Origin of the sequence: Streptomyces akebiae (genome assembly GCF_019599145.1) — a bacterium.
Lineage (GTDB): Bacteria > Actinomycetota > Actinomycetes > Streptomycetales > Streptomycetaceae > Streptomyces > Streptomyces akebiae.
In genome coordinates this window covers 665,877-679,098 of record NZ_CP080647.1, presented here as the reverse complement: position 1 = coordinate 679,098, position 13,222 = coordinate 665,877, and the positions used below count along the sequence as shown (strand labels likewise).

Annotated in this window: 11 protein-coding genes and 2 pseudogenes; 4 read left to right on the top strand and 9 right to left on the bottom strand. The window is 71.5% G+C overall.

Annotated features, from left to right (window positions below; translation table 11 throughout):
* Window positions 1-68: 68 nt before the first annotated feature.
* The 7 genes from K1J60_RS02970 to K1J60_RS02940 all read right to left on the bottom strand — a co-directional run bounded on the left by K1J60_RS02970 (window position 69) and on the right by K1J60_RS02940 (window position 6,495).
* A complete protein-coding gene (locus K1J60_RS02970; RefSeq protein ID WP_259407527.1) occupies window positions 69-779 on the bottom strand; it encodes a TetR/AcrR family transcriptional regulator in 711 nt (236 codons plus the stop codon).
* Between the two features lie 91 nt (window positions 780-870).
* Window positions 871-1,716 carry a fumarylacetoacetate hydrolase family protein gene (locus K1J60_RS02965; RefSeq protein ID WP_220644772.1) on the bottom strand — a complete coding sequence of 282 codons (846 nt, stop codon included), beginning with the start codon at window positions 1,714-1,716 and terminating at the stop codon, window positions 871-873.
* Entirely contained in the window at window positions 1,713-2,633 is a 921-nt protein-coding gene (locus tag K1J60_RS02960) for a 3,4-dihydroxyphenylacetate 2,3-dioxygenase (RefSeq protein ID WP_220644771.1), read from the bottom strand. Before K1J60_RS02960 ends, K1J60_RS02965 begins: the two co-directional genes overlap by 4 nt.
* Window positions 2,626-4,107, bottom strand: coding sequence for an aldehyde dehydrogenase (locus tag K1J60_RS02955; RefSeq protein ID WP_220644770.1), 1,482 nt, complete (start codon window positions 4,105-4,107; stop codon window positions 2,626-2,628). Before K1J60_RS02955 ends, K1J60_RS02960 begins: the two co-directional genes overlap by 8 nt.
* 99 nt (window positions 4,108-4,206) lie before the next feature.
* A complete protein-coding gene (locus K1J60_RS02950; RefSeq protein WP_220644769.1) occupies window positions 4,207-5,019 on the bottom strand; it encodes an acetoacetate decarboxylase family protein in 813 nt (270 codons plus the stop codon).
* A 13-nt stretch (window positions 5,020-5,032) separates the two neighbouring features.
* Entirely contained in the window at window positions 5,033-6,211 is a 1,179-nt protein-coding gene (locus K1J60_RS02945) for an NAD(P)/FAD-dependent oxidoreductase (RefSeq protein ID WP_220651242.1), read from the bottom strand.
* A 95-nt stretch (window positions 6,212-6,306) separates the two neighbouring features.
* Window positions 6,307-6,495: a ferredoxin gene (locus tag K1J60_RS02940; protein WP_220644768.1), complete on the bottom strand. Its 189-nt coding sequence runs from the start codon at window positions 6,493-6,495 to the stop codon at window positions 6,307-6,309.
* A gap of 172 nt (window positions 6,496-6,667) precedes the next feature.
* Here K1J60_RS02940 and K1J60_RS02935 point away from each other — a divergent pair, with 172 nt between their 5' ends.
* Window positions 6,668-8,023, top strand: coding sequence for a glutamine synthetase family protein (locus K1J60_RS02935; protein ID WP_220644767.1), 1,356 nt, complete (start codon window positions 6,668-6,670; stop codon window positions 8,021-8,023).
* A gap of 20 nt (window positions 8,024-8,043) precedes the next feature.
* Window positions 8,044-9,342: a cytochrome P450 gene (locus tag K1J60_RS02930; RefSeq protein WP_220644766.1), complete on the top strand. Its 1,299-nt coding sequence runs from the start codon at window positions 8,044-8,046 to the stop codon at window positions 9,340-9,342.
* Between the two features lie 82 nt (window positions 9,343-9,424).
* Here K1J60_RS02930 and K1J60_RS02925 read toward each other — a convergent pair.
* Window positions 9,425-9,925: pseudogene (locus K1J60_RS02925) on the bottom strand (sugar phosphate isomerase/epimerase family protein); the annotation flags it as partial.
* Window positions 9,909-10,780: pseudogene (locus K1J60_RS02920) on the bottom strand (MFS transporter); the annotation flags it as partial. The pseudogenes K1J60_RS02925 and K1J60_RS02920, both read right to left, overlap by 17 nt.
* A 206-nt stretch (window positions 10,781-10,986) precedes the next feature.
* On the opposite strand from K1J60_RS02920, the gene K1J60_RS02915 reads away from it, so the two are divergent.
* Entirely contained in the window at window positions 10,987-11,853 is an 867-nt protein-coding gene (locus K1J60_RS02915; protein WP_220651241.1) for an AraC family transcriptional regulator, read from the top strand.
* Between the two features lie 92 nt (window positions 11,854-11,945).
* Window positions 11,946-13,124, top strand: a complete 1,179-nt coding sequence (locus K1J60_RS02910; RefSeq protein ID WP_220644765.1) for an FAD-dependent monooxygenase — start codon at window positions 11,946-11,948, stop codon at window positions 13,122-13,124.
* The last annotated feature ends 98 nt before the right edge of the window (window positions 13,125-13,222 follow it).

Here is a 13,222-nt window from a genome sequence, read left to right as displayed (position 1 = left end):
GCGGGCGCGGGAACGCCGAAAGGCCCCGGACGTCGGACGCCCGGGGCCGCGACAGCGCAGGTCGGAAGCTAGGTGCGGGCGGCTTCGCCCACCGCGTCGGCCTTGCCCGTCGCGTCGGTCGCGCCCGTCGAGCCGGCCTCGCCCGCCGCCGCGTCGGTCGCGCCGTCCTCGCGCCCCTCGCCGTCGGCGTGGAGCAGCCGCAGGAGGACACGCAGCTCTTCCACGGCCCGCTCCGTGACGTCGGGCTCGTCGAAGACCAGCTGGTGCAGCACGAGACCGTCGAGCGCGGCGAAGACCAGCCGGGTCAGCGCCCTGTCCGCGCCGGCCGGCAGCATCCGGCCCAGCTCGCGCTGGGCGGCGTCGAAGTACTCGTCGTAGAGCTCACGGATCTGCGGCAGCAGCTCCGGCCTGCGGCGGGACTCCAGCAGCAGTTCGTACTGGAACGCCTGGGTGTCCGGATCGGCCGTGACCATCTCCGACAGACCGGTGGAGAAGTCCGTGACCTTTCCGGTGCCCGGTTCGAGGGAGCTGGTGTCGAGAGAGGTGCGGATGGTGTGGGCGAGGGCCTCCTCGATCAGGGCGTCACGCGAGCCGAAGTGGTGCACCACGAGCCCGTGGGTGACCCCCGCCTCCTCCGCGACCGCCCGATAGGTGAGCTTGCGCAACCCGCCCCGCGCCACCACGCGCACGGCGGCGTTGAGCAGGGCCTCGCGCCCCTCGCCGTAGTGCAGGCGCTTGCGTGGCCGTCGGCTCTTCGGGACGTCGGCGGAGTCGGTCATGCGCGTGACCCTACCCGCCCGCCATCCGCCCGTCCCCGCCCCGGTACGTCACCGCCGGGGCGGCCGGGCACCACGGAACCCCACCGCGATCTCACCGCCGCGGCGGCCGGATGCCACGGAACTCCCAGTCGCCGCCGAGTGCCGTGGACAGGACCTCCTCGGACTCGGTGGGCTGCGCGCCGACGTCGGCGCGTACGGCGGTGGGGCCGGTGACGACGTGGTTGGTGAGCCGTCCGAGGCCCTCCACCTCCACCTCGACGACATCACCGGGCTGTACGGGCCGGGAGTTGGCCGGGGTGCCGGAGAGCAGCACGTCCCCCGGGTACAGCGTGATGGTGCGGGCGATGTCGGCGACGAGGTAGTGCATGTCCCACTTCATCTCGTCCGTCGATCCGTCCTGGACGACCTCGCCGTTGACGTACGTCCGCAGCCGCTTGCCGTGGAAGTCCCAGTCGGTGACCAGGCCCGGGCCGAGTGGGCAGAGGGTGTCGGACCCCTTCACCCGCAGCATCGAACCGGCGTCGGTGTCACGGAAGTCGTGCAGGCCGTAGTCGTTGGCGATCGTGTAGCCGGCGATGTACGCGCCCGCCTCGGCCGGGGAGATGTTCCTGGCCGTCCTCCCGATGACGATGGCGACCTCGCCCTCGTAGTTGAGCCACTTGCAGCCCTCGGGGCGGACGATCGCGCCTTTGTGGGCGTTGAGGGAGGAGGTCGGCTTGTGGAAGTAGGTCGGCGTCTCGGGCAGTTCGATCCGGAACTCGTCGACCCGGCTGCGGTGGTTGAGGTGGACGGCGACCACCTTCGACGGCACGACCGGCGGAAGGTGATGCGCCTCCTCGATCTTGACGCGACGGCCGTCCCCGGCGACGAGCTCGTCCCCGTCGACGGTGACCTGGACGGTGGCGCCGTCCAGGAGGATGCGGCGGTACTCGGTCATGACAGGCCTTCCTGGGGGAGTCGGGGAGAGGAGGCGGTCCAGCCGCCCGCGGGGCGGTCGAACCAGAGGTGGACCTGACCCGTGCCGATGGAGTTCTCGTACTGCCCGTACTGCCGGGCCCTGGCGACGCAGGCCCGCTCGCCCAGGGCGCCCGCCATCATCAGGTAGTGGAAGAACCTGGCCTCGGGCTTGAACTTCCAGAACGCGTCCATGGTGTCGAGGACCTTGTCGTGCCGGCCCTCCTTGAACCAGGCGATCCGCTCGTGGTCGGCCTCGCGGGCCTCCGGCGTGAAGATGTGCGCCGGATCGGAGGCCTCGTGGTCGCGCAGCTCGCGCAGCGGCCAGAAGGTGTGCGACAGCGCGCCCGAGGCGATGACCAGGACCCGCCGCCCCGGGGTGGCGGCGATCCCGTCGGCGAGCGCCCGCCCCAGCCGCAGATGGTCCTCCATGTCCCCGGTCTGACAGACCCCGATGGTCACCCACCGCTTGTCCGGCAGCCCCTCGCCGAGGAACTTCCAGAGGTTGATCGTGGCGTAGTAGATCGGCAGGTACTCGTCCTCGATCGCGGTGATCCAGGTGCCGTGCTTGTCCGCGAACTTCTCGATGTTGAGGGCGAGTTCGGGGTCACCGGGGAAGTCGTAGGGCATCCGGCACATCCCGCGCGGCAGCTCCTCGGAGGTGAAGAGACCGGCCCGGCGCGCTTGCGCGGCGACCACGAACTCGACGGTGGTCGCCCAGTGCGAGTCGAGGACGACGACGGTGTCGTAGTCGTCACGGTCGAAGACGTCCCGGCGCAGCTCCCGCAGACCGGTGACGAGGGTGATCTCCTTGCCCTCGTTCAGCTCCAGCCGGTCGGCCTCCGGCAGGACGATGGTGGGGACGTGGGCGAGGAGTCCCGCCCCGACGATCTCACCCATGGCTCTTCCATCCGTTCGGCGCGGTCACGGTGTTCTTCAGGTCGCAGTAGAAGTCGAAGCTCCAGGTTCCGCCCTCGCGGCCGACCCCGGACTGACGGGAGCCGCCGAAGGGCGCCTGCAGATCGCGTACGAAGAAGCAGTTCACCCACACCGTGCCCGCGACCAGCCGCTCGGCGACCCGTGCCGCACGCTCGGGGTCACCGGTGGCGAGGGTGGCGGCCAGCCCGAAGCGGGTGTCGTCGGCGAGCCGTACGGCCTCGTCCTCGTCGGTGAAGGTCTGGAGGGTCAGCACCGGCCCGAAGACCTCCTCCTGCACGATCTCCGAGTCCTGCGCGACCTCCGTGAGCAGGGTGGGCGCGTAGTACTGCTCGTCCACGCGATGCCCGCCGACGACCACCCGGGCCCCCGACGCCACGGCCCGCCGCACGAACCCGTCGATCTTCTCCAGCTGGCGGGGATGGATGGTGGGCCCGATGTCGGTGGCCTCGTCCCGGGGATCACCCTGCCGCAGGGCACCGGCCTTCTCCGTGAACCGCCGGGTGAACTCCTCGGCGACCGACTCCTCGACGAGGAACCGCGTCGCGGCCAGGCACACCTGCCCGGCGTTGTCGTACTGCTCCACCGCGAGGTCCACCGCCAGGTCCAGATCGGCGTCCGCGAACACCAGCAGCGGTGACTTGCCGCCCAGTTCGAGGCTGAGGGGGGTGAGGTTCGGCGCCGCCGACGCGGCGATCCGCCGGGCCGTCGGCACCGAGCCGGTGAAACTGATCCGCCGGACGTCCGGGTGCGAGGTGAGCGCGTCGCCGATCTCCGAGCCGTACCCCTGGACGACGTTGAGCACCCCGGCGGGCAGCCCCGCCTCGGCGGCGATGTCCGCCAGCAGCGACGCGGTCAGCGGGGTCCACTCGGCCGGCTTCAGGATCACCGTGTTGCCGGCGGCCAGCGCCGGAGCGACCTTCCAGGTGGCCAGCATCAGCGGCGCGTTCCACGGTGTGATCAGCACGCACGGCCCCGCCGGGTCCCAGCTCACGTGATTGGTGTGCCCGCGTGTCTCGAAGTCCTCGTGCTCCAGCGTCAGCAGCCAGTCGGCGAAGAACCGGAAGTTGTGGGCCACCCGGGGCATGACACCCCGCCGGTGGGACCGCAGCAGCGCCCCGTTGTCGTTCGTCTCGACGATCGCCAGCTCTTCGAGTCGCTTCTCGACGCCGTCGGCGATGGCGTGCAGGATCCGGGCGCGTTCGGCGCGGGGGGTGGCGGCCCAGGCGGGGAAGGCCTCCCGAGCGGCGGCGACGGCGGCCTCGACCTCGGCGGTACCACCACGCGCGATCTCGCCGAGGACGCGCCCGTCGATGGGGGAGACGTCCGTGAAGGTCTCGGCGGAGGCGACCCGCCGCCCACCGATCCAGTGCCGGGTGTCGACGGAAACTCCGGCGACGATAGTTTTGTCAGAAGTTTTGTCAGACTTGTCAGACATGAAAGGGGCTTCCTTCTCACGATGGGGAGTGACCCGCCGACCCAGGGGCGCGGGGAACTGCGCGACCGGCTACGGACAACCCGCACCCGTCCACGAACCTCACTCGGCAGACGCCTCGGACGTCCCGGACTCCAGAAGTCGCCCCCCGTCCCAGACAACCCCGACCTGGCGGTAGTACGCGGCGATCGGCTCACGAACCTCCAACCGGGCCAGTTCCTCCGTCGGCGCCTCGAACAACTCCAGCTCCGCCTCACCCACCCACGGCTGACCCCCCTCGAAGGACGCCGCCCCGGTCTCGATCAACTCGTCCAGCGCCAGCCCCTTCCCGGTCTCGATCGACGGCAGCCACCGGTGATGCGCCATGGGATGCGCGTTCACGAACCCGTTCGTCTCCGCCGGCTCCCGCAGTGTCACCACCGCCTGGGCCAGCCTCCGGTCGGCCGCGGCCAGGGTCGCCCCGAACCGGGCCCCGGCCGCGATCCGCGGAGCGGGCCCGTACGGATGCGGCCGCGTCTGGTGGATGGACCCGAGCTTCTTCGGGTACCCCTGGTGCAGCCCGCGGGCGATCGCGAAGTCCTTGTCGACCCAGATGTGGACGCACCGCGAGTACGTCCGCCCCTTGTACCCGCAGCGGACGACCGCGAAGGCCTCCTTGTACTGGGAGCGCACGGGGTCGAGCAGTTCCGCTCCCGACGCCGAGCAGGACTGCCAGTCGGCCCAGATGAGAGCCACGGCTCCCGGGTCCTCGTCGGCCAACTCCAGCGGCTGGGGCAGCAGTTCACGCACCCGCGCCGGATCCGTGCGGTACTCGACCGTCAGCAGGTCGCCCGAGTAGTGCCACGGCGGCGACGGGATCAGCGACGAGGCTCCGCTCGCCGTCTTGGGGTGGAGGAATCCACGGACACTGGTCATGGTCAGGGGGTCCTTACGCGGTGAGGGCGGGCTGCTGGAGCAGTGCGGCGCGGTGGCGGGCGGCGGCGGAGACGGTCGCGGGGCCGCCGAGCGCGACGACCCCCACCAGCCGGCCGTGATGGTGGTAGCCGACCAGGACGTCCGCGGCCGGATCGCCGTCCAGGACCCGTACGTCGTCCCTGCCGAGCGCGGGTGCGCCGAAGGACTGGAGCCGGAAGTCGTGCTGGTCGCTCCAGAAGGTCGGCAGCGGCGCGAAGGGCGCGGGCCCGGCGCCGGTGAGGACCTTCGCCGCGTGCTTGGCGGTGTCCGTGGGGATGGACCAGTGCTCGACCCGGCGCGGTACTCCGTCGTAGCGGGCGTTGGGGAAGCGGGCGACGTCACCCACCGCGACCACCTCGGGCCGTCCGCCGACCCGGAGCTGCTCGTCGGTGAGCACCCCGTCGGTCAGGTCGAGACCGTTGCCGTCGAGCCACTCGGTGTTCGCCAGCGAACCGACCGACTCCACCACCACATCGGCGGGCAGTACGGTCCCGTCGGCGAGCACCACGCCCGTGACCCGGTCCTCGCCCTCGAACCCGGCGACACCGGCGCCGAGCGCGAACCGCACCCCGCGCTCCTCGTGCCGTCGCAGCAGCGCGTGCCCGAGCAACTCGCCGAGCGGGCCGACCATGGGCAGCGGCAGCGGATCCACGACCGTCACCTCGGCGACTCCGAGACCCACGGCGGTGGCGGCCACCTCGCAGCCGATGAACCCGGCCCCGACCACGACCACCCGGGCTCCGGGCCGGGTCAGTTCCGCCCGCAGGCCCCGCGCGTCGGCGAGGGTGCGGACGGTGTGCCGGCCGGCGAGCGGACCGGGACAGGACAGCCGCCGGGGCCGCATACCGGTGGCGACGACCAGAGCGTCGTACGACAGCCGTGATCCGTCGTCGAGGTCGACGGTCCGCTCGGCGAGGCGGGAGGCGACGACCCTGGTGCCGAGCCGCCACTCCACGTCGGCCACGCTCGCCCGGGGCCGGAAGGCCAGCGACTCGAAGGCCGCCTTTCCGGCCAGCACCTCCTTGGAGAGCGGAGGCCGGTTGTAGGGCATGTGCGGTTCCTCGCCGACCAGGGTGATCGCCCCGGTCCAGCCCGCCGCGCGCAGCTGCTCGGCGGCGCGCAGACCGGCCATGGAGGCGCCGGCGACGACCACCCGGCCCGGCCCTGGCGCCGGCCCTGTCCCCGGCCCTGCGCCGGTCACCGTGTCGGTCGGCGTGTCCGCCGGCCTGCCCGTCCCTGTCATGGGGCTCAGCCCTCGATCCGGATGGCCTGGAGCGGGCAGACGTCGGCGGCTTCCTCGACCTCGTCCACCAGTGCGTCGTCGGGGTCGCTGACATAGGCCAGACGCCCGTTCTCGTCGAGCCGGAAGACGTCGGGGGCGGCGAAGACGCACTGTCCGTGGTCCTGGCACTTGTTCATGTCGACGACGACCTTCATGGCCGGTCCTCCTGAAGTAGCTCGTTTGGCTCCAAACAACATAGGAAGCCGCTCACCCCTGGTCAATACCTGTCCAGGTGGATAATTTTTTGGCCCCGGCCCTTGCGGGCCGCTTCACCCGTTCATATCGTTTGGCACCAAACAAACGGCCTCAGTCGTCGAGGAGACAACGGTGAGCGCATCCGAAACACCGGCCGTCAGGCAACACCAGGAGCGGCTGGCCGCCGAGGGCATCGACGTGGTCCGGGTGACCTACCCCGACCTGATCGGTACCGACCGGGCCCGGGACGTGCTGCTCGACCAGTTGCCGACGGCCTGCGAGCACGGGCTCGCCTTCTGCCGGGCGGTCTACCACACCTCACCCCAGGGCGACGTGGTCCCCGTGGCCGGCGGTCTGGACGCGGGCCTGCCCGACATCCATGTGCGCCCCGACCTCGACACCCTGGTCGCCCTCCCCTGGGAGCCCGGTGTCGCCACCTGCCTCGGCGAGACCGTCGACCCGGCGACCGGGGCGCCCGCCCCCGAATCCCCCCGCGACCTGCTGCGCTCGGTGCTCGCCCGCTGCGCCGAGCAGGGCCTGCGCCCGGTGGTCGGCCCCGAACTCGAGTACTTCCTCTGCGACGCGGACCCGGCCTCCCCGAGCGGCTGGAAGCGCTACTCCGGCGCCACCGGCGCCGTCTACACCGCCGGCCTGCGCGCCGACCCCGACAACCATCTGCTGCGCACCCTGCGCCACCTCCGCGACCTGCGCATCGGCGTCACCAACGGCAACCACGAGTTCGACGGCGGCCAGTTCGAGATCAACCTGGCGCACTCGGAGGCGCTCTCGGCCGCCGACCGCTCCTTCCGCTTCAAGGCCGCCGTCAAGGAACTCGCCCGCAAGGAGGGCCGTCTCGCCACCTTCATGGCCAGGCCCTTCAACGACGCGGGCGGCTCCGGCTTCCACCTCCATCTGTCCTGCGACGACGAGCGGGGCCGCAACACCTTCGACGACCCAACGGGCCGCCACGGACTGTCCGACACCGCCCGCCACGCCATCGCCGGTGTCCTCGCCCACGCCCCGGCGCTCGCCGCCCTCGCCAACCCGACCGTCAACTCCTACAAACGCTTCGGCCCGGACACCCTCGCCCCCTGGCTGATCGACTGGGGCCTGGACAACCGCAGCGCCATGGTCCGCGTCCCGCCCGAGCGCGGCTCCGGCGCCCGGCTCGAACTGCGCCTCGGCGACGCCGGCGCCAACCCCTACCTGCTGATCGCGGGCACGATCGCCGCCGCGCTGCTCGGCGTCCGCGCGGGCGAGGAACCCCCGGCCCCACTGGAGGGCTACGGCTACGACACCGCCAGGTCGGCCGTGCTGCCGATGGACCTCTCCGCCGCCCTCGACGCCCTGGAGGCGGACACCGCCCTCACCGAGATCCTCGGCAAGGCCTTCACCACCTCCTACCTCACCTACAAGCGCGACGAGGTCGCACGCTTCCAACGGCACGTCACCGACTGGGAGTTCACCGAGTACGCCTACCACCTGTGACGCCTGGGAGCACCCCCGCCATGACCACTTCAGCCCGCCCCGCCTCCGTGCGCGAGGCCGTGCAGGAACCCATGCCGCTGGACGACGTGGACCTCGCCGACCTCGACAACTTCACCGACGGCGTCACCCCGTGGCGCATGTTCCACACCCTGCGCCACCAGGACCCGGTCCACTGGCAGCCCGAGGAGGCCCCCAACTCCGGCTTCTGGGCGGTCACCCGGCACGCCGACATCGCCCGCGTCGACCGGGACGCCGACACCTTCACCTCGACGAGGTTCGTCAACCTGGAGGAGGTCGACGAGGACCAGATCAGGACTCGCGCCTCCATCCTCGAACTGGACGGCGTCCGCCACCGCGCCCTGCGCAGCGTCATCCAGCGCCAGTTCGGCGCGAGCGTCATCAACAGCTACACCGACTTCCTGCGCGGCCTGACCGCCACCACCCTCGACGCGGCCCTCGCCAAGGGCACCTTCGACTTCGTCGCCGACGTCTCCGCCGACTTCCCCATCAACGTCCTGGCCCGCCTGCTCGACGTCCCCCCGGAGGACAACCAGCGGCTCATCGACTGGGGCAACCGCATCATCGGCAACACCGACCCCGACTACGCCGACGTCCTGCTGAACAGCGCGGAGAGCGAGCAGTACCGGCACCTGCCGTTCCGCTCACCCGCCTCCCTCGAAGTCTTCGAGTACGGCCGCGAACTGGCCCGGCAGCGACGCGGCGGCGACGGCACCGACCTGGTCTCCAAGCTCGTCAACACCACCCCACGCGACGGCGTCCCGCTCTCCGCGCAGGACTTCGACAACTACTTCCTGCTCCTGGTCGTCGCCGGCAACGAGACCACCCGCCACACCATCACCCACTCCATGCTGGCGCTGCTCCAGCACCCGGAGCAGTTGGCCCGCCTCCAGGAGGACCCGTCCCTGATCCCGGTGGCGACCGAGGAGTTCCTGCGCTGGGCGTCCCCCGTCTACCACTTCCGCCGCACCGCGACCCGTGACGTCGAACTCGGCGGCAAGCGGATCAAGGAGGGCGACAAGGTCGTCATGTGGTACGCCTCCGGCAACCGCGACGAGGAGGTCTTCGGCAACCCGTACGACTTCGACGTCGCCCGCGCCGACAACGACCACGTCACCTTCGGCAAGGGCAGCCCGCACCTGTGCCTGGGCAATCTGCTGGCCCGCACCGAGATCCGCATCATGTTCGAGGAGCTGATCCCGCGCCTCGCCGACATTCGCCTCGTCGGTGACGTCCCGCGCGTCCGCTCCAACTTCGTCAACGGCATCAAGAAGCTGCCGGTCGAGGTCACCCTCGCCTGACAGGCGCTCGGGCACCGGTGGGGGAGATGCCCGCCGGTGCCCGTCACGTCTCCGCGTCACGTCTCCGCGTCGCGTCTTTCCCTCATGTCGCTCCGTCTCGGCGGGCGAGTTCCTTGGTGATGCGGTCCCGCATGAACGCGGACGACTCCTTCGCCCGTTCCTCCCACGCGAAGACACAGGCGGTGGCCACCCCGTCGAAGTCCAGTTCGCGCAAGGTGCCGAAGAAGGCGTCCCAGTCCACCTCGCCCTGGCCGATGTCCAGGTGCTGGTGGATCCGGGCCGTCGTGCCAGGGGGGTTGAGGATGTAGCGCAGCCCGCTGGAGCCCTTGTGGTTGAAGGAGTCGGCGATGTGGACGTGCTTCAGCCTGTCGCCCGCGTGCCGCATCATCGCCGCGATGTCCGCCGTCGGGTCGGCGCCGGAGAGATGGAAGGAGTGCGGGGCGCAGTAGAGGTAGTTGACCCAGGGCTTGTCGATCGCCCGGACCAGGTCGACGGCCGGGGTGTTCTCCTCGCAGAAGTCGTCCGGGTGCGCCTCCAGGTTCAGGGCGATGCCCTCCCGCTCGAACGACGGCGGCAGTTCCTCCGGCGCGGCCGTTGTCGGCGGGCAGCGTCAGGGAGAAGACACCGATCAGCAACAGGGCGGTCGTGGTGCCGATCTGACCGTCCATCAGCGCCGGGCGGCGGTTGACGCGGCCCAGCAGCCGGATGCCGACGAAGGTGGCCGGCACCGAGATGACGCCGTTGGCGATGTTCGCGGTGAGCGCGCTGTCGGAGGCGAAACCGGCGTCGGTGAGGATCCGGGTGCCGTAGTACATGAGGTGTTGACGCCGGTGGTCTGCTGCACGATCGCGATGCCGAACCCGACGAACATCAGCCTGCGCAGCCAGGGCGTGGCCCGCATGTCCTGCCAGCCGCCGAGCTTCTCCCGCTCCTCCTCGACCGCGAGCGCGGACACCTCGGCGAGCTCGGCCTCGGCCCGCTGCCGGGACCGCACCTGCTTGAGCACCTCCAGCGCCTCGCGGAACCGGGTCCGTGAGGCCAGCCAGTGCGGACTCTCCGGCATCAGCAGCATGCCGAACCACAGCACGACGGCCGACAGGGGCGCGAGCACCAGCATCCAGCGCCAGACACCACCGGACTCGCCGCCGACCCGTGCGATGACCGCGTTGGAGGTGAAGGCCGTCAACTGCCCGGTCACGATCATCAGTTCGTTACGGGTGACCAGCGCGCCCCGCCGCTCGGCGGGGGAGATCTCCGCGAGATAGACGGGCACGGTCATGGACGCGCCGCCCACCGCGAGGCCCAGCACGAAGCGGGCGATCACCATGACCGCCGTGTTCGGTGCCAGGGTGCACCCCAGCGCGCCGACGAAGAACACCACGGCGAGCACGAGGATCGTCCGGCGCCGCCCGCGCGCGTCCGACAGCCGGCCGCCCTTGAGCGATGCGCCGGCCGCCCGCCTGGTGCGCTCCAGTGGCACGACTGTGGAGCCGTCCCCGGGGATGCCGACAGATATGTCGGGACATCTTTACAAATCGATGAGCAGTGGTGCGTGGTCATCCACCCGACCGGAGCGGGCACAGGATGTCGGGTGGGGCGGGGTGGCCGCTTCCTAGCGTGGTGGTCGAAAGGAAGGAGGCCGGGGTGCTGGAGCGGCTCAACCAGGCCATGGAGCACATCGAGCGCCATCTCGATCAGTCGATCGAGGTGGCGGACCTGGCACGGATCGCGGTGACGTCGGAGTACCACCTGCGGCGGCTCTTCTCCGCGCTCGCGGGCATGCCGCTGTCGGAGTACATCCGACGGCGTCGGCTGACCGTGGCCGGTGCCGAGGTGCTGGCCGACGAGCGGACGTTGCTGGAGATCGCGGTGCGCTACGGCTACGGCTCCGGAGAGGCGTTCGCACGGGCGTTCCGCGCCCTGCACGGCGTCGGCCCCGGGGAGGCCCGGCGGACCGGTGCCAGTCTGCGGTCGCAGCCCCGGATGTCCTTCCGCCTCGTCGTCGAAGGGAGCAGCAGCATGCGTTATCGCGTCATGGACAAGGAGGAGTTCCGGGTGGTCGGGAGGAAGACCCGCGTCCCCCTCGTGCACGAGGGGATGAACCCGGCGATCGCCGACTTCATCCGGGGCCTCGGACAGCAGACGCTCGACCGGATCGAGAGCCTGTCCGACCAGGAACCGAAGGGGATCGTCTCGATCAGTGACAACATCGACGCCAGTCGGGCCGAGGGCACCGAACTCGACTACTTCCACGGAGCGGTGACGCGGGCCGCCGCCCCCGAGGACATGGACGAGCTCGTCGTCCCGGCCGGGACCTGGGCCGTGTTCGAGAACTCCGGGCCCTTCCCGCAGGCGCTGCAGCACCTGTGGCGGGACGTGTTCACCCAGTGGTTCCCGTCCAACCCGTACCGGAGCCGTCCGGGTCCCGAGATCCTGCGGGCCAAGCTCTCGCCCGACGCGACGCGGGCCGACGCGGAGCTGTGGATCCCGGTGGAGCGGGCCTCGCTCTGAGCGCCGGCGCGCGACGGCTTCACGCCGTCGCGCGCCTGCCCCCCGCTCTCGTCCGCCGGTAGCGTGGAACGACGTCGACCTGAGGTGGGGGCATGAGGGCGATCGTCGTAGGGGCGGGCATCGGCGGACTGGCGGCCACCCTGAGCCTGGGGCGCGCCGGATGCGAGGTGACGCTCGTCGAGCAGGCGCCCCGGTTCGCCGAGATCGGCGCGGGCATCCAGCTCGCGCCCAACGCCACCCGCGTCCTGCGCCGGCTCGGCCTGCTCGACGCGGTCGACGCGCGGTCCACCCGGCCGTCGCGGCTGAGCTTTCGCACCTGGTCCGACGGCGGCGAGATCTGCCACTACGCGCTGGGACGCGAGGTCGAGGAGGCCTTCGGTGCGCCGTACCTCCAGGTCCACCGGGCCGATCTGCACCGGGCGCTGGCCGCCGCGGTACCGCCCGGGGCGGTGCGGCTGGACACCACGGTCGTGGGCATCGGACAGGACGCCGGATCAGCCCGGGTGACCACGGCTGGCGGGGAACAGCTGGAGGCGGACCTCGTCGTCGCCGCCGACGGCATACGGTCCTCGGCCCGCCGATGGCTCTTCGGCGCCGACGAGGCCCTGTTCTCGGGGACCGCCGCCTACCGGGCCCTGCTGCCGGCCGAGCAGGTGGCGGATCTGGACCTGCCGGAGTACGCCCTCTGGCTCGGCCCGGGACGCCACTTCGTGCACTACTGGGTGCGTCGCGGAGAACTGCTCAACGTCGTGGGTGTCGTCGGGACCGACGCGGCACGGGAGTCATGGACCGCCCGGGCCGAGCCGGAGGAGCAGCTCCACGCGTTCCGGGGGTGGGACCCCCGGGTGCGCGCCGTCCTCGGCCGGACCGGGACGGTGCTCCGTCACGGCATCCACACCCGTGCCCCGCTCGCCCGCTGGAACATCGGCCGGATCACCCTGCTCGGCGACAGCGCCCACGCGATGGCGCCCTTCCAGGCCCAGGGTGCGGCACAGGCCCTGGTCGACGCGGCCGTGCTCGGCGACTGTCTCGCGGAGGCGACACCCGCCGACGTACCCGCCGCGCTCGACCGGTACGTACGCCGCCGGCTGGCCGTCGCCACGAAGGTGCAGGCCGGTTCCGCTCGGGCGGGCGAGGACTACCACCTGCCGGACGGACCGGAGGCCGACGCCCGCAACGCCCGTATGGCCGCGCAGGCGGCGGAGCACGAGTTCGGTCCCCACGCGGGTGCCTGGGGAACCGACCCGTTCGACGAGCGACGGGCGCAGTAGGAGAGGCGCGCGGGGATGGGCGCGCCGCACGCGCCGGGCGACGACCGCCCGGCGCACGCCGTGTGGGCCCAGGGCGTCGTTGGTCCTCGCGGTCCGCC

Coding starts and splice junctions, on each gene's coding strand:
- K1J60_RS02910 (WP_220644765.1), top strand. CDS start 11,946: ATGAGGGCGATCGTCGTAGGGGCGGGCATCGGCGGACTGGCGGCCACC.
- K1J60_RS02955 (WP_220644770.1), bottom strand. CDS start 4,107: ATGTCTGACAAGTCTGACAAAACTTCTGACAAAACTATCGTCGCCGGA.
- K1J60_RS02970 (WP_259407527.1), bottom strand. CDS start 779: ATGACCGACTCCGCCGACGTCCCGAAGAGCCGACGGCCACGCAAGCGC.
- K1J60_RS02930 (WP_220644766.1), top strand. CDS start 8,044: ATGACCACTTCAGCCCGCCCCGCCTCCGTGCGCGAGGCCGTGCAGGAA.
- K1J60_RS02960 (WP_220644771.1), bottom strand. CDS start 2,633: ATGGGTGAGATCGTCGGGGCGGGACTCCTCGCCCACGTCCCCACCATC.
- K1J60_RS02965 (WP_220644772.1), bottom strand. CDS start 1,716: ATGACCGAGTACCGCCGCATCCTCCTGGACGGCGCCACCGTCCAGGTC.
- K1J60_RS02950 (WP_220644769.1), bottom strand. CDS start 5,019: ATGACCAGTGTCCGTGGATTCCTCCACCCCAAGACGGCGAGCGGAGCC.
- K1J60_RS02940 (WP_220644768.1), bottom strand. CDS start 6,495: ATGAAGGTCGTCGTCGACATGAACAAGTGCCAGGACCACGGACAGTGC.